This is a genomic window from Paraburkholderia aromaticivorans, from assembly GCF_012689525.1.
GTDB lineage: Bacteria > Pseudomonadota > Gammaproteobacteria > Burkholderiales > Burkholderiaceae > Paraburkholderia > Paraburkholderia aromaticivorans_A.
In genome coordinates this window covers 1,500,536-1,520,721 of the sequence record NZ_CP051516.1, presented here as the reverse complement: position 1 = coordinate 1,520,721, position 20,186 = coordinate 1,500,536, and the positions used below count along the sequence as shown (strand labels likewise).

At 62.4% G+C, this 20,186-nt stretch carries 18 protein-coding genes; 6 read left to right on the top strand and 12 right to left on the bottom strand.

The features are described from left to right. Positions 1-133 precede the first annotated feature (133 nt). On the top strand, positions 134-316 hold the full coding sequence (locus HF916_RS34725) for a hypothetical protein (protein WP_012432554.1): 183 nt from the start codon (positions 134-136) through the stop codon (positions 314-316). An 84-nt stretch (positions 317-400) separates the two neighbouring features. On the opposite strand, the gene HF916_RS34720 is transcribed toward HF916_RS34725, so the two are convergent. Together HF916_RS34720 and HF916_RS34715 are read right to left on the bottom strand one after the other, a co-directional pair. Then, positions 401-1,759, bottom strand: a complete 1,359-nt coding sequence (locus HF916_RS34720) for an APC family permease (protein WP_168793328.1) — start codon at positions 1,757-1,759, stop codon at positions 401-403. Between the two features lie 193 nt (positions 1,760-1,952). Further along, positions 1,953-2,789: a carbon-nitrogen hydrolase family protein gene (locus HF916_RS34715; protein WP_168793327.1), complete on the bottom strand. Its 837-nt coding sequence runs from the start codon at positions 2,787-2,789 to the stop codon at positions 1,953-1,955. Positions 2,790-2,928: 139 nt separating this feature from the next. On the opposite strand from HF916_RS34715, the gene HF916_RS34710 reads away from it, so the two are divergent. Further along, complete coding sequence (locus tag HF916_RS34710; protein ID WP_168793326.1) at positions 2,929-3,786, top strand: helix-turn-helix transcriptional regulator; 858 nt, start codon at positions 2,929-2,931, stop codon at positions 3,784-3,786. Between the two features lie 44 nt (positions 3,787-3,830). Here the strand turns inward: HF916_RS34710 and HF916_RS34705 are convergent, their stop codons facing one another. The 4 genes from HF916_RS34705 to HF916_RS34690 all read right to left on the bottom strand — a co-directional run bounded on the left by HF916_RS34705 (position 3,831) and on the right by HF916_RS34690 (position 7,039). After that, complete coding sequence (locus HF916_RS34705) at positions 3,831-4,568, bottom strand: DUF899 domain-containing protein (RefSeq protein ID WP_168793325.1); 738 nt, start codon at positions 4,566-4,568, stop codon at positions 3,831-3,833. A 47-nt stretch (positions 4,569-4,615) separates the two neighbouring features. Continuing rightward, a complete protein-coding gene (locus HF916_RS34700; protein WP_240975803.1) occupies positions 4,616-4,954 on the bottom strand; it encodes an SRPBCC family protein in 339 nt (112 codons plus the stop codon). Further along, complete coding sequence (locus HF916_RS34695) at positions 4,951-5,376, bottom strand: ArsR/SmtB family transcription factor (protein WP_168793323.1); 426 nt, start codon at positions 5,374-5,376, stop codon at positions 4,951-4,953. Before HF916_RS34695 ends, HF916_RS34700 begins: the two co-directional genes overlap by 4 nt. Positions 5,377-5,656: 280 nt before the next feature. Then, positions 5,657-7,039, bottom strand: a complete 1,383-nt coding sequence (locus HF916_RS34690; RefSeq protein ID WP_168793322.1) for an NCS2 family permease — start codon at positions 7,037-7,039, stop codon at positions 5,657-5,659. A gap of 455 nt (positions 7,040-7,494) precedes the next feature. Here HF916_RS34690 and HF916_RS34685 point away from each other — a divergent pair, with 455 nt between their 5' ends. Further along, entirely contained in the window at positions 7,495-8,481 is a 987-nt protein-coding gene (locus tag HF916_RS34685) for a PRC-barrel domain-containing protein (protein WP_168793321.1), read from the top strand. Continuing rightward, positions 8,478-9,731, top strand: coding sequence for an MFS transporter (locus tag HF916_RS34680; RefSeq protein ID WP_168793320.1), 1,254 nt, complete (start codon positions 8,478-8,480; stop codon positions 9,729-9,731). Before HF916_RS34685 ends, HF916_RS34680 begins: the two co-directional genes overlap by 4 nt. A 200-nt stretch (positions 9,732-9,931) precedes the next feature. On the opposite strand, the gene HF916_RS34675 is transcribed toward HF916_RS34680, so the two are convergent. Further along, positions 9,932-11,305, bottom strand: coding sequence for an MFS transporter (locus HF916_RS34675; RefSeq protein WP_206002057.1), 1,374 nt, complete (start codon positions 11,303-11,305; stop codon positions 9,932-9,934). Positions 11,306-11,373: 68 nt separating this feature from the next. Further along, positions 11,374-12,546, bottom strand: coding sequence for a M20 aminoacylase family protein (locus HF916_RS34670; protein WP_168793319.1), 1,173 nt, complete (start codon positions 12,544-12,546; stop codon positions 11,374-11,376). A 118-nt stretch (positions 12,547-12,664) separates the two neighbouring features. Between HF916_RS34670 and HF916_RS34665 the strand changes: the two genes are divergently transcribed. Continuing rightward, positions 12,665-13,615: a LysR substrate-binding domain-containing protein gene (locus HF916_RS34665; protein WP_012432546.1), complete on the top strand. Its 951-nt coding sequence runs from the start codon at positions 12,665-12,667 to the stop codon at positions 13,613-13,615. A 31-nt stretch (positions 13,616-13,646) separates the two neighbouring features. Here HF916_RS34665 and HF916_RS34660 read toward each other — a convergent pair whose 3' ends face one another. Further along, a complete protein-coding gene (locus tag HF916_RS34660) occupies positions 13,647-15,092 on the bottom strand; it encodes an aldehyde dehydrogenase family protein (RefSeq protein ID WP_168793318.1) in 1,446 nt (481 codons plus the stop codon). A gap of 212 nt (positions 15,093-15,304) precedes the next feature. Here HF916_RS34660 and HF916_RS34655 point away from each other — a divergent pair, with 212 nt between their 5' ends. Beyond that, positions 15,305-15,676 (top strand): cupin domain-containing protein, encoded by a 372-nt coding sequence (locus tag HF916_RS34655; protein ID WP_012432544.1) that lies wholly within the window; start codon positions 15,305-15,307, stop codon positions 15,674-15,676. Between the two features lie 125 nt (positions 15,677-15,801). Here HF916_RS34655 and HF916_RS34650 read toward each other — a convergent pair whose 3' ends face one another. The 3 genes from HF916_RS34650 to HF916_RS34640 all read right to left on the bottom strand — a co-directional run bounded on the left by HF916_RS34650 (position 15,802) and on the right by HF916_RS34640 (position 20,109). After that, the gene (locus tag HF916_RS34650; RefSeq protein WP_168793317.1) at positions 15,802-17,193 is read right to left on the bottom strand and encodes an NAD(P)/FAD-dependent oxidoreductase; all 1,392 of its coding nucleotides are present in this window, start codon (positions 17,191-17,193) and stop codon (positions 15,802-15,804) included. A 68-nt stretch (positions 17,194-17,261) separates the two neighbouring features. Continuing rightward, the gene (locus HF916_RS34645; RefSeq protein WP_168793316.1) at positions 17,262-18,848 is read right to left on the bottom strand and encodes a purine-cytosine permease family protein; all 1,587 of its coding nucleotides are present in this window, start codon (positions 18,846-18,848) and stop codon (positions 17,262-17,264) included. Between the two features lie 280 nt (positions 18,849-19,128). Then, positions 19,129-20,109, bottom strand: a complete 981-nt coding sequence (locus tag HF916_RS34640; protein WP_168793315.1) for a LysR family transcriptional regulator — start codon at positions 20,107-20,109, stop codon at positions 19,129-19,131. Positions 20,110-20,186 lie beyond the last annotated feature (77 nt).

The following is a 20,186-nucleotide window of genomic DNA, read 5'->3' as shown; positions in this document are numbered from 1 at the left end:
CCGATTGCACCCTCCAGTGCGTAATTAGTGTAAGCGTTGTCGTTGCGAATCCGTAAGCTCGACTCGATAGAATCGCGCTCACCTGATCGTGCGATTCGACAATCCGAGCCGCACATGAGCCCGGATTTGATCGATGACTTTGGCGCTGAATTTCGATTGGCTAACTAATCTGCTGGCGATTCTCTTCGTCGTGGCGTGTCTCTACGATGCACGCTACGACGAATACGGCACGCTGACGTTGTCAGCGGCCGCGATGGGACTCGTCGTGATGGCGATCGAGCTATTCCTCAGGCCCGCCTTCGACATGTCGCTCTGAACATGAGCGCTTCGAGTGCGACGCCGCACGCGGCGGCGTCACTCCCACTACGGCCCCGCTCACCCACGAGCGCAAGCCGTTCGATCAAATCGCGACTTCCGGCGGCGCCCGGCGAAAACAGCGCGTGATCCAGCCGAGATAACACAAGCCCAACACGAACCACACCGCGCCGAGCACCAGCGCCGTCTTCTCCAGACTCACCAGCAGCCACACATCGGCAAGCGCACCGGCCAGCGGGAACAGCAAGCCGCCGATCACGCCCATTGCATGCGCACTGCCCTTCGCGTTGAAGAACTGGCGAATCACGCAGAGATTGACCGCCGTGAACGCAAGGAACGCACCGAAGTTGATGAACGACGTTGACGTCGCCACATCGAGCTTCAAGGCGACGAGACCGATTGCGCCCGCGATCGCGATGTTCAGCGCCGGCGTCTTGAACTTCGGATGCACGAAACCGAAGATGCGTTTGGGCAGCACTTCATCACGACCCATGGCATACAACAGACGTCCCACGCTCGCCTGCGCCGAGATGCCCGAGGCAAACTGCGCGAGAATCAGACCCGCCAGAAACACCGTGACGAAAATATCGCCGCCCACTTTGCGCGCGACTTCGAAGGCCGCCGAATCCGGGTCCTTGAACACCGCGCCCGGATGCGCGAGTTGCACCGTGTACGCCGCGATCACGAAGATCGCGCCGCCGATCAGCGCGATCAGCACGATGGCGCGGGGCATGGTCTTTTCAGGGGCGATGGTTTCTTCCGTCAGCGTAGAGACCGCGTCGAAGCCGAGATACGAATAGGCGGCGATCGCGGCGCCGGCCATCGTCGCCGAGAACGGCACGTGCGGCTTGAAGAACGGCTCGGCCGAAATGAGACCGCCGGGTCCAACGGCCGCCGTCACATAGTGGCAGCACAGCACCACGAACAATGCGACGATCGCCAGTTGCACCACCATCAGCACGATGTTGAAACGGTTCGCGAGTTCGAGGCCGAGAATGTTCAGCGCACTCGTCAGCACAATGAAAGCGACGATCCAGATCCAGCTCGGCACGTGCGGAAATGCGGCACTCAGATAAGCGGCGCCGATTAGCCAGATCACCATCGGCAGGAAAAAATAATCGAGCAAGGTGGCCCAGCCGATCATGAAGCCGAGATGCGGATTGAAGGTTTTGCGCGTGTACGTATAGGCCGAACCGGCTACCGGGAAGAGCCGCGCGAGCTTGCCGTAACTGAGCGCCGTGAACACGATCGCAATCAGCGCGATCAGATAAGCGAGCGCCGCGGTGTCCTGGCTGGCGCTCGCCAGCACGCCATACGTCCCGTAGACGATCAGCGGCGCCATGTAGGCGAGGCCGAACAGCAGAACCGAAGGCAGGCCGAGCGTGCGCTTCAGATGCGCGCTGCGCGGGGCCGCGGGTTCGGCGGCAGGTGATGATGAAGTCATACAGTGTCTCCTCTTGCGAATGGACAAGCGCCGCCTCGGGCGCGCTATGGCACGCGCCCTGGTCGAGCCGGTCGGTCGAACTTGCTGGCAGCGCGGGATTCGCGCCGATGTCTTTAACTGATGTGCCAGGCTTGGGTGCGCCGCCGTTGGAACGGCGCGCCAGCCTGGTCGTGTATTTGTCCGGGTGTTCGCTTCAGCGCGCGCGAATCACGCGCGCGCGTTGGCCCTGCACGCCGTCTTCCGTGGCAAGATCGAGCGAGATGCGCGCGTCGTGCAGGTAACGGTAGTGTTCGCGCGCGCCTTCGAGACGCGCGCGGTCGAGCGTCGCGCGCAGCACGGTTTCCTGCTGGCCCGCGTCGCTCACCACGTCGCCGAACGGATCGATCAGCGCCGATTCGCCGGGAAACGTCAGGTTGTCGTCGCCGGGACCGATACGATTGACGAGCGCCGCGAACATCTGGTTTTCCATGGCGCGCGCCACGATGGCCCGGCGATGCACGGGCCCGAATGGGTCCATGTTGCCGTTGGTCACGATTAGCAGGTCAGCGCCGAGCGAGGCAACCGCGCGCGCCGTTTCGGGAAATTCGATGTCGTAGCAGATCAGCAGACCGACGGTCATGCCCTTGAAGCTGCATACTTCGTAGCGGTCGCCCGGTTCGAACACGCCGACGTCCGAGGCCCACAGGTGGGTCTTGCGATAGCGCAGCGCGATCTCGCCGCGTTCGTCGACCAGCACCGTGGTATTGAAAAAGCGGCTGCCGTCGCGCTCGGCGAGGCCCACCGCCACCGCCACGCGTGCTTCGCGTGCTGCATGGCGCACCGCGGTGAGCGACGGACCGTCGATGGCTTCCGCCACTTCACGTACGTTATCCCGTGTGGGGAAGCCCGACAGCGTGGTTTCGGGAAACACGATCAGATCGGTTTCGGCCGAACGCTGGCCGATGATTTGCAGCACGCGTTGCACGTTCGCGCCGTCGACGCCCACAGCGCCATCCACGACGGGAATCTGTGCCAGTTCGAGTTGAAGCATTGTGTCTCCTTTCCATGCCCGTTCGCCTCGCGTTGAATGGCGGCCGTTTTCAACCGCCCCGCGATCAGGTTGGGCCTATTATTACCAGACATATTTTTGTTCGTAATTACCCTGCTGGGTTACCCTCATCGGAGCACGCATGGAACTCGAATGGCGCGATCTGGCCTTTCATCGCGAGATCGGCGCGGTTATCGAAGCCCTCGATAGCGCGCAATTCTGGACCCGCCTCACGCGCGCGCTCGAACGCTATGTGGCCTTCGACAATTGGGTCGCGTTGCGCTTCACACCCGGCGAAGCGCCGCTCGTCTGCGCCGAATCGCCGATGCCGGACGGCACCGTGGATACGATGTTCCAGGACTATCTGGCCGCGCTCTATCAACTCGATCCGTTCTATATCGCCGCTACCGAGAAGCCCGCGTCGGGCTTCGTCACGCTAGCCGATGTCGCGCCCGACAACTTCTCGATGACCGATTACTACCAGCGGTACTTCAGGAAGAATATCGTCGGCGACGAGGTGCATTTCAACTACATGATCGACGCACGGCACACGCTCGCCTTTTCGATCGGCGCGACGCAACGCTATGGCGAGCGCGATCTGGCCGTGCTCGCGCTGTGCGCGCCGTGGGTGATTGCGTTGTTGCGGCAGCGTTTGCCGTACGAGGCGTTCGGCACGGCGCAGCCGGCCTTGACCGAGGCCGGCGCTGAAACGGCAACGGCAACGGAAACGGAAACGCTCGTGTCCACGGACACGCCCGCTTACGCCGCGCGCTTCGAACAGGTCGCCTCTTCGGGCGGCCGAGCATCGCTCACTGCACGCGAAGTGGAAGTGGCAATGCTGACCTTGAGCGGATTTTCGACGCGCGCCATCGCGGAGAAACTGGCGATCTCGTTCGAGACCGTGCGCGCACACAAGAAGCACATCTATACAAAACTGAACGTCAATTCACAGTCGGAACTGTTCGCGCTGTTTTACGAAGCGGGACGCCAAGGTGCATGACGTCCCCGCTTTTTAACGCGAGCCTGAGTTAGCGCCTGGTTCCGTCAAGAATCACATGCGGCGCAGCCGCCTTGCGACTTCTCTTCGTAGCGGTCGTGATGCCTGACCCAGTCGGTCAGACTGCCGGCTTCATTGCGGCCTTTCGGCGTGACGTCCAGATGCGCGTAGGTGTTGATGAAGCGTTCGTCGCCGCGTCCATAGACAGAATACGTGTGATACACGTCGCCCATCTCGTCCTTATAAAACACGCTATGACCGTGTTGCTCGTCGATGCCGACGTCCTGCTCGGTGAAGTTGTAGAACGCTTTCTTGCTCGCCAGTTGTTCGGGCGTGAACGACACGTGATAGTCGAAATTGAAATCGCTGCCGGCCGATGACACCCACGGGAAGGTCCAGCCCATGCGTTTCCTGAAACCCTCGATCTTCGCGAGCGGCGCATGCGACACCGTCACGTACGACACATCGTGATGCTCGAGATGCGTGACGATCCCCGTCATGTGATCCGACAGGAACGAGCAGCCGACGCAGCCCTCTTCCCAATCCGCGCCCAGCATGAAGTGATAAACGATCAACTGGCTGCGTCCATCGAACAGATCGGCGAGCGTCTTGCGTCCCTGCGGCGTATCGAAGGTATACGTTTTGTCGACCTTCACCCAGGGCAGCGCGCGGCGTTTGTCCGCGAGTTCGTCGCTGGCGCGCATGTGCGCTTTTTCCTCGGCTAGCAATGTCCTGCTGGCGGCCAGCCATTCGTCTCGTGAGGCAATACGGTGTTGCGGTTCCATGTGCGTCTCCTTCCCTGCTTCGAGCAGATTAACGAATACAAACGAACTCACGCCACGTAGCGTTCCAGCGAATCGATTCCATCGGTCCAGCCGCGGCGATGATCCTCGCGCTGCGCGTCGTCGGCGAGACGTTCGTGCGTGAGCGTGAGCCATGTGGCGTCGCCATCCGGCTCCAGCAGCAGCGTGACCTGCGATTCATGTTCCGGGCTGTAGCGCCACACCCATGTGAAGACGAGCTTGCGGTCGGGCACCACCTCCAGATATTGGCCGCCGACTTCGACCTCGTTGCCGTCCGGCTTGCGATAGACGATCGCGTAACGTCCGTCGATGCGCACATCCATTTCCACGCGCACCACGTCCGCGCCGCCCGGATGCATCCACGTCATGAATTGCGCCGGTTCCGTCCAGGCGCGGAAGACTTTGGCTGGCGCGGCGTTGAGACGCCGCTGGAGGGTGAGGCTGGGCTGGGCGGACATGGGGCTTGCTCCTCTTCGACGAAAACGGCCAGACGATCGAGTGATTCGGACCAGAAACGCTGATAGCGGCCAAGCCATTCCATGGCTTCTTCCATCGGCCCGGCGGACAGGCGGCACGCCACCGTGCGGCCGGTTTTGCTGCGCGTGATGAGACCCGCCTCGCTCAATACGTCGAGGTGTTTCATCACAGCGGGCAAGGACATCGCAAACGGCTCGGCGAGTTCGCTGACCGACAGATCTTTCGACGATAGACGCGCGAGCAACGCACGCCGTGTCGGGTCGGACAGCGCGGCAAAGGTGCGATCCAGTAGCGCTTCGTTAAACTTAACCATGAGGTTAAGTATAGAAACGAAGCAACTAAAGTCAAGGACAGGTACGCGTTTTCGTAAAGCGCGCGAAAAGTTAAGTGGGGAGCACGGCAAAAAAAGATACGCGGCGAGCCGCAGATGAAGCCTGCAACGCGCCGCGTCAAAGGTGGAGAACAACCGACTACAGGCTTAAGCAAAGCAGCCAGAAGCGCACCGCCCTGCTCTCGCTTTCCAGCACAGATTCAACAGATTGATACTGAAACCCGGCGAGACCCGTGCAACGCCCGAGTCCATGACGTGACGATCAGATCGCCCAGCCGCCGAGATAGAAACCCACCAGCACGATCGCGATGACAACCGTGCCCACGTTCAGCTTGCGATATTCGCCGCTGACCACGCGGCCGATCACCAGCGTCGCGAAGCCGAGCATGATGCCCGTCACGATGTTGGCGGTCAGCACGATGAACACCGCGCACATCAGGCCCGACATCGAGTCGACCATGTCGTCCATATGCAGCTTGCTGACGTTCGAGAGCATCAGCAGACCCACGTACATCAGCGCGGGCGCCGTTGCATACGAAGGCACGAGGCTGGCGAGCGGCGAGAAGAACATCACCACGAGGAACAGCAGACCGACCACCGCTGCCGCCATGCCGGTCTTCGCGCCTGCCGCCACGCCGACCGTCGATTCGATATACGCCGCTGCCGGCGCGCCGCCGAGCAGGCCCGAGAAAATCGAACTCAGCGAGTCGGCCGTCAAGGCGCGGCCACCGTTGATGATGCGGCCGTTTGCATCGAGCTGCCCCGCTTGTCCCGCGACGGCGCGAATCGTACCGGTGGCGTCGAACACCGCGGTCATCACGAGAGCCAGCACGCTAGGCAGAACCGCCATCGACAACGCGCCCTTGATGTCCATTGCGCCGATCAGCGAAGCGTGACCCGGCGCGCTGAGCGACGGCACCGCGAAGACGCCGTGGAACGACATCGCCGGATCGATCACGAACGCAATCGCCGAAATCGCCACGATCACGATCAGGATCGAGCCTGGCACGCGGCGGCGCACCAGACCGAAGATGGCCGCGAGACCCGCAACCGACATGATGGCCGGCAACGCCGTGATATTGCCGAGCGCGACCGGCAGACCCGCGCCAGGATTCTTCACGACAAGACCCACGTCGTTGGCGGCGATCAGCAACAGGAACAGGCCGATGCCGATCCCCGTGCCGTGCGCGATGCCCGTCGGCAAATTGCGCAAAATCCACGAACGCACGCCCGTCACCGAAATCGCGGTGAACACCACGCCCATCAGAAACACCGCGCCGAGCGCCACGTTCGGATGCAAGCCCTTGCCAAGCACGAGGCCGAACGCGGTGAACGCCGTCAGCGAAATCGCGCAGCCGATCGCGATCGGCAGGCGCGCCCACACGCCCATCAGCAGCGAGCCGAAAGCCGTGGTCAGACAGACGGCGACGAACACCGCGCTGGTGTCGAAGCCCGCTTTGCCGAACATGCCCGGCACGACGAACACGGAATAGACCATCGCGAGGAAGGTCGTGATACCCGCGACGATTTCCTGACGCTGCGAACTGCCGCGTGAAGAGATTTCAAAGTAGCGGTCGAGAAAGCCCTTTCCGTCGAATGATTCGGCGCCGACTTCAGAAATCGGTTGGGCGTGGGGTTCTATCATGATGAGTGCCTCCTTTATCAGCGTACTGAAGCGGCCGCCGGTGCGGTCGCCATCAGGGTCGTCTCGTTGCGTTGGTTTAGTGTGGGTGGGGTCTTTTTGCTGTCTCGAAATGTAGGGCAACACAAATATATCTCCCATCGCATGGATGGCATGCCTGACATGTCGCGATGCTTATATCCTTTAAGGGACGCCAAAGTAGCTTCACGGCCCGCGCGTTTACACCTACCGTTTGTCACACAGATCTGAAAGGGTTTTGAGGGTTTTCACGCTTGAAAAACGGACTTCGACGAGCCGCTGAAGTCGCGGCGCGCGGCATGAACCGTGCTTGGGGCAACCTGTCAGATCGCCTGCAAAACCGGGGCCGCCCGACGTCGCGGGTTACACTCTGGCCCGTACCTGTCTTAACTGCGGCGGCCCACTGCGCCCGTCCGCACCGGCCCATGGAGTCCTTCTTGATGAGCGGCGGTTTTTCGCGTCCTGCCTGGCGTCTTTTGATTCTTGCTGTCTTCGCGCTGTTCGCGCTGTCCGGTTGCAGCCTGCTGTGGGGCCCGCAGCAGGCGCCGATCGTCGAAGCCACGGTGATGCCGGTCGAGCCCGCCAGCGCGCCGGTGGCCGCCTCCGCGCCAGAACCGGTCGAGACCGAAGCGGCCGAACCCGAGCAATCGAAAAAGCCGAAGAAGCCGGTCGTCAAGCCGCACAAGGTCGAGCCCCCGCCACCTGTTGTCACGGCTCCTCCGCCGCCCCCGCCGCCGCCCCCGCCGCTGATCGTGCTGCGCACCATCGAGCGCAACGAGGCGCACGCGCTGCTCGACAGCGAAGTGCAGAAGCCCGACGGCAAAGTGGTCGGACGCGCCGTCGATCTGATCGCGGACGCCGGCGGCAAGCCGCGTGAGATGGTCGTGAACCTGCAAGGCTTCCTGGGTGTCGGCGACCGCAAGGTGAGCTTCCCGTGGAGCGCGTTCCGCTTCACGCCGACAGCGAAAGCCGCCCCCATCACGCTCAATGCCGCCGCGGTTCCGGCGAACGCAGCCAAGGCCGCCGCGGTTGCCGTGCAATTGCCGCTGATCGACGCCACTGTCGAGCGCTCGAACGGCGCCAAGGTCGGCCGCGTGATCGACGTGCTGATCGATGCGAACGCGCAACCGCAGGCGGTCGTGCTCGACGTCAACGGCATGGTCAGCACCGAACGGCGCACGATTGCCGCCAACTGGTCGGCGCTGCGCTTCGTCACGAAGGATAAGGAGTTGCATCCGCTCATTGATCTGAGCGATGCGCAGATCAACGCGACACCGCCTTACGCTAGCGACAAACCGATTCGCGCGGTGTCGCCGGCGCCACCGCCTGCACCTGCGCCCGCTCCTGCTTCCGCGCCCGCCGCTGTTGCGGCGCCGGCCGCCGCGGCCACGTCCACGGCGGTGTCCAACGCACGGGCGGCCCGATGATAGGCCGCACTCTGGTAACGGCGCGCAGCTTGCGCGCGCTCGATTGGCTGAATTTTTTCGTCGCCAATGTGCAAACGGGTTTTGGACCGTTCATCGCGTCCTATCTCGCCTCGCATAAATGGACGCAGGGCGAGATCGGCATGGCGCTTTCGGTGGGCACGATCAGCGCGATGGTGAGCCAGGTGCCCGGCGGCGCCGCCGTCGATGCCTTGCGCAACAAGAAAGGCGCGGCGGCCTGGGCGATCATCGCGATCATCCTGAGCGCGGTGCTGCTGGCCGTCAGTCCGACGGTGCTGCCGGTGATCGCCGCCGAGGTCTTTCACGGCTTCGCGAGCTGCATGCTGACGCCCGCGCTCGCCGCGATCTCGTTCGCGCTGGTGGGACGGGCGAATCTCGGCGACCGGCTGGGACGCAACGCGCGTTGGGCATCGATCGGCAGCGCGGTCGCGGCCGGCCTGATGGGCGTGTTCGGCGAATACTATTCGCCGCGCGCGGTGTTCTGGCTGACCGCCGCGCTCGCCGTGCCCGCGCTGTTCGCGTTGACGATGATCCAGCGCACCGACACCGTCGAGCTTCCCAGGTCCGGGCCGACGCCGCAGCAGATCGAGCGGCGCGAGAGCCTGCGCGAGTTGCTGCGCGACAAGCGGATGCTGCTGTTCGCCGCGTGCATCGTGCTGTTCCATTTGTCGAATGCGGCGATGCTGAATCTCGCCGCCGGCGAAGTGACGGCCGGCATGGGCGACAACGTGCAGCTCGTGATCGCGGCGTGCATCATCGTGCCGCAGGCGATCGTGGCGATGATGTCGCCGTGGGTCGGACGCTCGGCCGAGCGATGGGGGCGTCGGCCGATTCTGCTGCTCGGGTTTTCGGCGTTGCCGATACGGGCGTTGTTGTTTGCCGGGATTAGCAGCCCCTATTTGCTGGTGCCGGTGCAGATGCTCGATGGGTTGAGCGCTGCGGTGTTTGGGGTGATGCTGCCGTTGATTGCCGCCGATGTGGCTGGCGGTAAGGGGCGTTATAACCTGTGTATTGGGTTGTTTGGGTTGGCGGCTGGGATTGGGGCTACGTTAAGTACTACCGCTGCTGGGTTTGTCGCCGATCACTTTGGCAATGCGGTGAGCTTTTTTGGGTTGGCCGCGGCTGGGGCGTTGGCTGTTTTGCTGGTGTGGGCGGCGATGCCGGAGACTCGCGATGCGGCGGCTGAGGATGAGGCGCCGGTGGCGGATGGGGGGAAGTCGGCGGCTCGGTGATTGGTCAGGTTTTTTTGCCAGTGTGGCGGGTTGTTTGGTTGGGTGTTTTTGGGGTGTTGGCCTTTCCTTGATTTGTTGGTGGTCTATTGGCGTTGCCCCTGTGCGGGGCGGCACCTACTTCTCTTTGCCGCCGTGTATAGACCACTAACAAATCAAGGAAAGGCCAACACCGCAAACACCAAGCAGAAGCAAAAAAGCCCCTACCCAATATCCCTTCCCGCCGTCTCCCGCATAAACGGCAACGGCAACAAAGAAACCACCCCGCACCCAATCAGATACCACGCCGGCGCGAGATTACTCCCAGAAACCTGAATCAACCACGTAGCAAAAAACTGCGCAAACCCACCGAAGATAGAAACCCCGAGACAATAAACAATCGACATCCCAGTAGCACGAATCTCCCGAGGAAACATCTCCGGCAGCATGACGATATTAGGCACAGCGGTAAACGCAACGAGCACAGCCAAACCCGCAACCACGGACAACAAAACCGGCACCGTCGGCGAAGCATTGATCATCATGAACGCCGGATACACCGCCACAATCAGCAACACACGCGAAACCCACAACACGCGCTTACGCCCAACGCGATCGGACAACGATCCAGCAAACGGCGAACAGATCACCGTCACCACTGCAGCAGTCCACGCAGCCCAGAGCGCCGACGACATCGGCAAATGCAAAATCCTGATCGCATAGGTGGACAAATAAAACAGCACGATATAGTTCGCCGCCGTCCCGCCGATCGTCGTCAGCACACCCGTCGTGATCACGCGCGAATGGTCGCGAAACAGCTTGCGCACCGGCTGCGAAGCAGGCTGCAAACCCGGCTGCGAATTAGGCTGTGAAGCCGCCGTGCCATCTTCAACGCCAGGCAGCGTCTCATTCAGATGCCGCCGAATATAGATCCCAATCGGCCCCATCGCCATGCCGATCACAAACGGCACGCGCCATCCCCAACTCTCAAGCGCCGCGGTCGAGAGCGCCGCCGCCAACGCGACGCCGAGCAGCGATCCGCACACCGTGTTCAATCCTTGGCTCACGAACTGCCAACTGCCGTAGAACCCACGCGTCTTATCGCTGCCATACTCCAGCAGCAACGACGTCGACGCACCGATCTCGCCACCCAGCGCAAAGCCCTGAATCAACCGCGCGAGAATCACCAGCAGCGGCGCGGCAATACCGATCGCCGCATACGTCGGCGCAAACGCGATGATCGCGGAGCCGAGCGTCATCAGCCACAGTGTGAGGCTCATCGCGGCCTTGCGGCCCGCGCGATCGGCATACCCACCGAGCACGATGCCGCCCACCGGCCGCATGATGAAACCGACGCCGAACGTGCCGACCGCCAGCATCAACTGCGCAAGCTGTCCTTCCACCGGAAAATACAGCTTGCCGATGATCGTCGCGAAGAAGCTATAGATCGTGAAGTCGAAAAACTCGAGGCCGTTGCCCAGCGTGATCGCGGCAATCGCCTTGGCGTGGCTCGTGCGTTCGACAGGCTGCGCGGCCGGCGTGCTCTGCATGCTCAACGCGTCGGTGCCTGCGGGTTGCGGTGTGGCGGAATAGTCCATCTGTGTCTCCATGATGTTCTTCCTGCTAATGCGCGGCGGTTGTGCCCGCTTATGCAAACGCTGTGGCCTCAGGCCAGAAACGTCTGCGCGAGTCTCACCCAGTAGGCGGCGCCGGTGGCGAGGCAATCGTCGTTGAAGTCGTAGCCCGGGTTGTGGACCATGCAGCCGCCCTCGCCGTCGCCATTGCCGATGATCAGGTAGCTGCCGGGGCAACGCTCGAGCAGGAACGCGAAGTCCTCGCTGCCGGTGAGCGGCTGCATGTCGGCAATCAGGCCGTCGTCGCCGAGCCAGTCGAGCGCGACTTGCCGCGCGAGCCCGGTCATGGCCGCATCGTTGACGAGAACCGGATAGCGACGCTGATAGTCCACGTGCGCTTGCGCGCCGAACACGGCCGCCTGGCCGCACGCCACCGCCGTGATGCGTTCCTGCAGATAATCGCGAACCTCGGGTTTCAACGCGCGCACCGAGAGGCGCATCTCGGCTGTCTCCGGAATCACGTTCGGCGCTTCGCCCGCGTGAATCGCGCCGACGGTGATGATCGCCATATCGAGCGGTGCGATATTGCGCGACACGATGGACTGCAACGCCAGCACGATCTGCGCGCACACCACCACCGGATCGACGGCCTTATGCGGCACCGCGCCATGACCGCCGCGGCCGGTTACCTTGATGATCACCGTATCCGACGAAGCCATGAACGAACCCGGCAGGAAGCCGAACTTGCCAGTCGGATAGCCCGGCATGTTGTGCATCGCGAACACCGCGTCGCACGGAAACTTGTCGAACAGGCCGTCCTCGAGCATTTTCTTCGCGCCGGCGAGACCCTCTTCGGCGGGCTGGAAAATCAGATTCAACGTACCGTCGAAGCACTTTTCCTGCGCCAGATGTTTAGCGGCGGCGAGTAGCATGGCCGTGTGGCCGTCGTGTCCGCATGCGTGCATCTTGCCGGGCAGCTTGCTCGCGTACGGCAGGCCGGTGGTCTCATGAATCGGCAACGCGTCCATGTCGGCGCGCAGCCCGAGCTTGCGCGTGCCGTCGCCGACTTTCAATTGGCCGACAACGCCCGTCTGACCCAGCCCGCGATGCACGGTGTAGCCCCACTCCTGCAGGCGTTCGGCGACCAGGTCGCCGGTGGCGAACTCTTCGTAAGCCAGTTCGGGATGCGCGTGGATCTGGCGGCGCAGCGCGATCATTTCGTCTTCGAGTTCGGCGATGCCCGCCGGAATGGCCATGGTGTTCACGTCGTGTCTCCGTCATTGAAAGCGTGAACCCAGCATAACGACGCCGATTTTCCAGCGGCAGGCGTAAAATCGTTGCGGCAGCAACCCGCGGTTGCCACCCTCTCCCCTATCCCGTCAGATGAAACTGCATCAGCTCAGCACCTTAGCGGCCATCGCCGATACTGGAAGTATCCGGGCGGCGGCCCGTTCGCTCGACCTGTCGCCCGCTGCCGTGACCAAGGCGATGCGCGAACTGGAAGCGGATCTGCAAGCGCCGCTGGTGGTGCGCAGCGCGAGCGGCGTCGCGTTTACCGAGTTCGGCCGCGCGCTGGTCGTGCATGCGCGGCTGGTGTTGGGGCAACTGCAGCGGGCGCAAGCGGAGATCGAAGCATTACGCGGTGCGGCGGCCGGCAAGCTGTCGATCGGCGTCACGCCGTGGGTCGCATTGACGTTTCTGCCGCCCACGGTGCAGCGCTTCCGGCAGCGCATGCCCGAAGTGCAACTGGAGTTTTTCGAAGGATTGCTCGCGGTGGTGCAGCCGCGTTTGCGCGACGGCAGCCTCGATTTTTCGATCGGACGGCCGCCGCCCGCGTCGCCGCAATCGGAGTTTCACAACGTGCCGCTGTTTTCCACGCATTCGGCCGTGGTCGCGCGGCGCGATCATCCTAAGGCCGGCTGCCGCACGCTGCTCGAACTGGAAGACGCGGAGTGGATATTGAACTGGGACCCGGCGAGTCGCGAGTCGATCTCGGACAATGTGTTCCGCAAGCGCGGCATGCAGGTGCCGCACACCATTCTTCTCGCGCATTCGCTGGCGGTGGTGCTGGGTTTGCTTGCACACACGGACATGCTCAGCATTTTTCCGTGGCCGCTCGTGGAAGTGACGCTCGCGAAGGAGCAGTTGTGGGCGCTGCCGCTGCGTGAGACGGTCGATGAAACCATCGTCAGCATCACCTCACGCCGCGGCGCGCCGACGAGTCCGGCGGCCGCGTGCTTTCTCGAATGCCTGCGTGAAGTGATCGACGAAGGGGCGCGCTCGCAAGATCCCGAGCAGCGCCGGCTGTTTCATTCGATCGAGTTGCTGCTTTAGTTCTTGGTTATTTCACGACGTTTGTGCTGCTTCAGGCGTCGTAACCGACCACGCCCTTGATCTCCAGAAAGTCCTCCAGACCGAACTCGCCGTACTCGCGTCCATTGCCCGATTGCTTGAAGCCGCCGAACGGCGCCTCAGGGTTGTAGTCCGCGTAGTTCAGATAGATCGTGCCTGTGCGCAGGCGCTTCGCCACCGCACGCGCGTGCTCGATCGAGCCGGATTGAATGTAGCCCGCGAGACCGTAGAGGCTGTCGTTGGCCATCGCGATCGCGTCGTCTTCGGAGTCGTAGGCAAGGATCGACAGGACCGGCCCGAAGATTTCCTCGCGCGCGATCGTCATGTCCGGCGTGACCTTGCCGAAGACCGTCGGCCGCACGAAGTAGCCGTCCTTCAATCCTTCGGGGCGGCCCGCGCCGCCGGCCACCAGCGTGGCGCCCTCTTCGATGCCCACGCCGATCAGCCGCTGGATCTTGTCGAACTGCTGTTCGCTGATCACGGGGCCGAGGTCCGTGCCCTTCGCATCCGCGGGACCGACGCTCAACGCTTCCGCGGCTTCTTTCGCATACGCCAAGGCTTCGGCTTCGCGCGCACGCGGCACGAACATGCGCGTGGGCGCATCGCACGATTGGCCGCTGTTGTCGAAACAGGCACGCGCGCCGCGCATCACGGCTGCTTTCAGATCGGCGTCTTCGAGAATCAGGTTGGCCGATTTGCCGCCCAGTTCCTGATGTACGCGCTTGACCGTATCCGCCGCGGCCTTCGCGACCTGCACGCCCGCGCGCGTCGAGCCGGTGAACGACATCATGTCGATGTCCGGATGCGACGACATCGCTTCGCCCACGGTGCGGCCTTCGCCGTTCACGAGGTTGAACACACCGGCAGGCACGCCCGCTTCGTCGAGAATCTCGGCGAAGACGATGGCGGACAGCGGCGCCAGTTCCGAAGGCTTGAGCACCATCGTGCAGCCGGCCGCAAGCGCGGGCGCGACCTTGGTGGTGATCTGCAAGGCCGGCCAGTTCCATGGCGTGATCAGCCCGCACACGCCGACCGCTTCCTTGCGGATCAGAATGCCGCTCTTCACATACTCGAACTCGAACGTATCGAGCGTGCGGATCATCGTTTCCAGATGCGCGACACCGGTCCACGCCTGCGCGTCGTTCGCGTACTGCAGCGGCGCGCCCATCTCGCGGCTGATCGCGTGCACCATGTCGTCATAGCGCTTGCGATAGACGTCGAGGATTGCTTGCAACAAGTCGATGCGTTGCGCGATCGTCGTCTCGCTATAGGCGGGAAACGCGCGCTTCGCGGCCGCGACGGCGCGATCGACATCCGCCGCGCTGCCCAGTGAAATCTGCGCGAACGCGGTGGCGGTGGACGGATCGATCACGTCGAGCGTGGCGGCGTTTTCATGATCAAGCGGGGCGACCGGGTCGACCCATTGACCGTCGATATAAAACTGCTTGGCGTGTTGCATGGGGCTTGTCCTCTACATGAAAGTTTCAGGTCAGACGCGGGGCAAATCGCACCCGCGGCGGCATCGCCTGCTTTACATCGACGCCGCTCAATCTGAATGTCTTCAAATCGAAATTCATCGCTACGCAGCTTTGGCTCAGACTCCGGCTTCGAATCCATTTTTCGCATCGACTCAACGATGGCGAGTTCGATCCAATCAACCAGGAGAGACACATGAGCAACATCACTTTCACCCGCATCGACGCTAAAGGCCCTGGCGCTTCCGGTCTGAACCCGGCCCTGCACGATCCGGCCGACGTCATCCTCGACGGTGCCAAGGCACCGCACGCCCTCAACGCTTATTCCGACGCCACCAACATGTTGTCCGCCGGCGTGTGGCAATGCGATGCGGGCACGCTGAAGCTGGCCGACCTGCCGATCCACGAAGTGTGCGTGCTGATCGAAGGCGAAGTCGTGATCACCAGCGACGACGGCCGCAGCGAACGCTATGCCGCCGGCGACGCCTTCATCCTGCACAAAGGCTTCTCGGGCACGTGGCATATGCCGGTGGCGACCAAGAAGTACAGCATCGTGTACTGCGGTTGATTCAAGTACTGCATTGCACTATTGCTTCACCGGAAACCGCATCCTTCAAGGTGCGGTTTTTTTATGCCGGCGAGAAAAATAAAAACAAAAAAACCGCCCGCCACGACTGCGCGGACGCCTTCTGGCTACATCGGAAAACCCAGCGCCTTGATCGAATTGATCCACAGACGACGCCAGCCGCCGCGATCGTCGGCGCCGTCGAACGCGTTGAAGGTGATCTTCGCAGCGATCCAGCGCACCGGTTCCGGCGGAATATACGACGGCCCCTTGCGCGAAATATCGAGCGACGTGATCACCGTCTCGCGATGCCACAGCATGTCGAGGCCCATCTTCGCGCCGAAGCGGCTGCCCGCCACGCCAAAGCCCGTGTAACCCGCGACGAACACGCTCTTTCCACCGTGATAGCGGCGCGCGAACACCGCGCCGCGCGAGCAGTAATCGATCGGGCCGCCCCATGCATGCGTGAAGCGCACGTCGTCGAGTTGCGGGAAGTTGCGGTAGAACGCTTCGGCGAGCTTGTAATAGGTGCTTTCGTCGCGATCCTCCGCCGGATTCGGGTTGCCGCCGAAGTGATAGCTCACCCGTCCGCCGAAAATAATGCGGTTGTCCTTGGTGAGCCGGAAATAATTGAGCTGCGTACGTGTGTCGTATATGCCCTGGCGATTCTTCCAGCCGATGCGCGCCATCTGCTCGTCGCTCAACGGCGCCGTCGCGACGATGTGATCGCGCACCTGCATCACCCGGCGCTTGATGTCCGTCACCCCGACGTCCGCGGTGCCGGTGCCGAGCAGCACGCGCGGCGTTTCGATGCGGCCCGACTGCGTGTGCACGATCATCTTCGCGCCGCAATCTTCGAGACGCGTAATTGGCGAATGTTCATGCAGACGCACGCCGAGTTTCAGCGCGGCGGCCTTCAAACCCCACGCGAGCTTCGCCGGATGAATCGTGCCGCTGCGATTGCGCGACCACATCGCGCCTGCGAAGAGCGGCGAATCGAGTTGCTCGCGCGCGCCTTGACTGTCGAGTAGCACGACGTCGTGTCCGTGTGCGACATGCAGTTCGTAATCGCCCTTCAGATGACCAAGATGGCCCGGATCGACCGCGACCGTCATCTCGCCGTTCCATTCGACATCCGCCTCGATGCCGTAGCGCGTCAACGATTCCTTGAAGCCGTCGAGATTCTCCTGGCCCAGTTTTTCGAGCACGTCGAGGTCTTGCGGAAAGACACGCGTCGCGTTCGGCAGGCCGTGCATCACCGAAGTCGAGATGATGCCGCCCGGACGGCCCGAGGCGCCATACGCTACCTTGCCCGCCTCGACCAGCACGACGTCGAGCGACGGGTCAGCTTCTTTCGCCTGAATCGCGGCCCACAGACCGGTGAAACCGCCGCCCACCACGACCAGATCGGCGGTGGTCGGACCGATCAATTCCCGTTCGACAGCCGGCGCGCGCGGATTGTCCAGCCAGAACGGAAACAGTTTTACCCCTTCAAACGCGCGCTTTACTGACTCGCTCATCCTGTTTGCCTACTCAATTTAAATACCATTGCTTGTACTGCACGAAGCCGCGCACATTGGCGTGCGCTTCAACCTGCGTCCTGCGTATCCAACTCTGCCTCGCGCTCGCGCTCCGCACGCACCCGCGACTGCGCGACTACCTTAAGCTTAGTCGCCGGCACCACGGGATGCACGGTTACATTGCGCCTCGAACCGCCACGCAGCCAACGTCGGCCTTGCGGTCCGTACACGCCGTCCGGTTCCGGAAAGCACTGCAACAAAGCGATATACAGCGCGGCCGCCAGCGTCAGCGAAACCGGCATGCTGATGTCGAGACCGCCAGCGAGCTGGCCGAGCGGACCGACGAACTGATCCGGCAGATTCACGAAGCACAAGCTGATCGCCGCGCTCGGAATCCATGCACCCATCGCGCGCCAGTTCCAGCCGTGCGTGAACCAGTAATGACCGCCACGGCCGCCGCGATTGAACACCTGCAAGTCGTCGGACAGATAAAAACCGCGCCGCGTGACGAAGCCGATGATCATGATCACCATCCACGGGCAACTGCAGACGTTGATCAGCACCGAGAACGTCGACACGCTTTCGACCAGATTGAATGCGAAGCGGCCGAGAAAAATAAAGCCGATGGCGAGGCTGCCGATCAACAACGTAGCGCGCACGCGGTTCAGGAACTTCGGAAACATGCTCGACATATCGAGGCCGGTGCCATACAGCGCGGTCGTGCCCGTCGACATGCCGCCGATGATCGCGATCAGGCACACCGGCAGGAAGAACCAGTTCGGCGAGATGGCCAGCAAACCGCCCACGTAGTTATTCGACGCGATGAAATCCGGCGCCTTGCTGGCGATGATCGTCGCCGTGGCAAGACCGAAGAAAAACGGCACGAACGTGGCCAGTTGCGCGAGCATCACCGCGAGGATCGTGCGCTTTCTCGGCGTGTTCTCCGGAATATAGCGGGCCCAGTCGCCAAGCGTGCAGGCGAACGATACGGGATTGCTCATCGCGACCAGCACGGCGCTCACAAAGGCCGGCCAGAAACCCACCGAGCCGAGCGCGACCTTGCCGGCGTATGCGCCATCGAACGACTTGGTAAAAGCGAACAGACCGACCACGAACAGAATGCTCGCTGCCCACACCGCAATCTTGTTGACCCACAGCATGAAGCGGAAACCGTACACGCACACGGTCAGCACCAGCACCGCGAACAGACCGTACGTGAAGCTCAGCGTCATCCAGTTGACCGGCAAACCGAGCAGATGATTCGCGCCGCCCACTAGGGCATCGCCCGAACTCCACACCGCCAGCGAGAAAAACGCAACCGCGGTCAGCACTGCCAGAAAGGAGCCGACGATCCGCCCGTGAATGCCGAAATGCGCGCCCGACGAGACCGGGTCGCTGGTGCCGTTACGCGGACCGAACAGGCTCATCGGCGCGAGAATGCACGAGCCGATCAGCACGCCGAGCACGATCGACCAGACACCCGCCTTGAACGACAAACCGAGCAGCACTGGAAAACTGCCGAGCACGGAAGTGGAAAAAGTATTGCAACCGCCGAACAGCAAGCGGAACAGATCGATCGGCCGCGCATAGCGCGAGCGATCCGGAATGCGTTCGAAACCGAATGTTTCGACTTGAGTGATGCTGTTACTGCTCATTGTCTCCGACTCCTGTAACGGCCAGGTCAATCACAATGGCTCGCCACGGGGATGCGGCGTCCACTTTTCTCAGATGTCTGGACGCCACTGTAAAGACAATCGGCGCGGGCAAAAATATCGCCCGTCCAACCTTTACTTCGATCGCCGGCGATGTAACTCACAAGCCCCGTCCGGCAAGGATCTGCGGGCGACGGAAAGGTCGCATAGGGACTTCCTGCAGGGCTCGCGCAGCGCAAACGTCGAAGCGAATAGCGAGAATCCCCACGCCTTCTTGCTCGTCCTACGCCGCCTCCGCGCCGCCCGCCTGGCGCGTCTGGCGGCGTTTTTTCGCGGCGGCGACGGCAGGCAGCGGCACCGGCACCGCGCCCGACATCCCGTGCTCGATCAGAAAATCGCGGAACAACCCTGCCACATGTGGCAAGCGTTTGTCCGACACATGCATCACATACCAGTCGCGCTCGATCGGGTTGGCGGGCATCGGCAACAGCGCGAGCAAGCCCGCCTGAAACTCCAGCGAACAGGCGTGCAGCGAAAGGAAAGCGATACCCAGTCCCGCCTCGACCAGTTGCTTGATCGCTTCGTTGCTCGACAACTCCGAGCCGATGTGAAGCTTGAGGCCCGCGAGGCGAAACAGATTCTCGACGGTCGAACGCGTGCCCGAGCCGCGTTCCCGCACGAACAGATTCGCGCTTTGCAGATCGTCGAGCGACAAGCGCTTTTTCTTCATCAGCGCGTGCGCGGGCGAGGCGACGAACGCCATCGGATGTTTGGCGAACGCGGTCGCCGCCGTGCGCAATTCGCGCGGCGCGCTGCCCATCACCGCGAGATCGATTTCATGCGTCGCCAGCATACGGATGATGTCGGCGCGATTGCCGACCTTGAACTGCACCTTCACTTGCGGACGCGATTCGGTGAAACGCACCAGAAACGGCGGGATCAGATACTCGGCCGTGGTGATCGCGCCGATGCGCAGCGTGCCGCCCTGTTCGCCGTGCAACGCGGCCAGATCGTCGGCCGCGCCGTTCCACAGGTCGAGGATCTCCAGCGCATAGCGGGCCAGGATCTCACCGGCCGCGGTCAACTGCACGCCACGGCCCACGCGTTGCAGGAGCGGCGCACCCGCGGCCTCTTCCAGCAGACGCACCTGTAGCGACACAGCTGGTTGCGTGAGCCGCAATTCCTCGGCCGCGCGTGACACGCTGCCGAGCTTCGCAATCGTGTGCAAGGCCTTCAACTGACGAAACGTCGCGACTTTTAACATAAGTGAAAACCTATATGTTCTGTATAAACATTAAATTGTGCTGCGGTTTTCGCCGATTCTATACTGGCCTGACAGTG

Bases quoted from the DNA above. Each gene is read 5' to 3' on its own strand.
- HF916_RS34725 (WP_012432554.1), top strand. From the start codon at position 134: ATGACTTTGGCGCTGAATTTCGATTGGCTAACTAATCTGCTGGCGATT.
- HF916_RS34720 (WP_168793328.1), bottom strand. From the start codon at position 1,759: ATGACTTCATCATCACCTGCCGCCGAACCCGCGGCCCCGCGCAGCGCG.
- HF916_RS34715 (WP_168793327.1), bottom strand. From the start codon at position 2,789: ATGCTTCAACTCGAACTGGCACAGATTCCCGTCGTGGATGGCGCTGTG.
- HF916_RS34710 (WP_168793326.1), top strand. From the start codon at position 2,929: ATGGAACTCGAATGGCGCGATCTGGCCTTTCATCGCGAGATCGGCGCG.
- HF916_RS34705 (WP_168793325.1), bottom strand. From the start codon at position 4,568: ATGGAACCGCAACACCGTATTGCCTCACGAGACGAATGGCTGGCCGCC.
- HF916_RS34700 (WP_240975803.1), bottom strand. From the start codon at position 4,954: ATGACGTGGATGCATCCGGGCGGCGCGGACGTGGTGCGCGTGGAAATG.
- HF916_RS34695 (WP_168793323.1), bottom strand. From the start codon at position 5,376: ATGGTTAAGTTTAACGAAGCGCTACTGGATCGCACCTTTGCCGCGCTG.
- HF916_RS34690 (WP_168793322.1), bottom strand. From the start codon at position 7,039: ATGATAGAACCCCACGCCCAACCGATTTCTGAAGTCGGCGCCGAATCA.
- HF916_RS34685 (WP_168793321.1), top strand. From the start codon at position 7,495: ATGAGCGGCGGTTTTTCGCGTCCTGCCTGGCGTCTTTTGATTCTTGCT.
- HF916_RS34680 (WP_168793320.1), top strand. From the start codon at position 8,478: ATGATAGGCCGCACTCTGGTAACGGCGCGCAGCTTGCGCGCGCTCGAT.
- HF916_RS34675 (WP_206002057.1), bottom strand. From the start codon at position 11,305: ATGGACTATTCCGCCACACCGCAACCCGCAGGCACCGACGCGTTGAGC.
- HF916_RS34665 (WP_012432546.1), top strand. From the start codon at position 12,665: ATGAAACTGCATCAGCTCAGCACCTTAGCGGCCATCGCCGATACTGGA.
- HF916_RS34660 (WP_168793318.1), bottom strand. From the start codon at position 15,092: ATGCAACACGCCAAGCAGTTTTATATCGACGGTCAATGGGTCGACCCG.
- HF916_RS34655 (WP_012432544.1), top strand. From the start codon at position 15,305: ATGAGCAACATCACTTTCACCCGCATCGACGCTAAAGGCCCTGGCGCT.
- HF916_RS34650 (WP_168793317.1), bottom strand. From the start codon at position 17,193: ATGAGCGAGTCAGTAAAGCGCGCGTTTGAAGGGGTAAAACTGTTTCCG.
- HF916_RS34645 (WP_168793316.1), bottom strand. From the start codon at position 18,848: ATGAGCAGTAACAGCATCACTCAAGTCGAAACATTCGGTTTCGAACGC.
- HF916_RS34640 (WP_168793315.1), bottom strand. From the start codon at position 20,109: ATGTTAAAAGTCGCGACGTTTCGTCAGTTGAAGGCCTTGCACACGATT.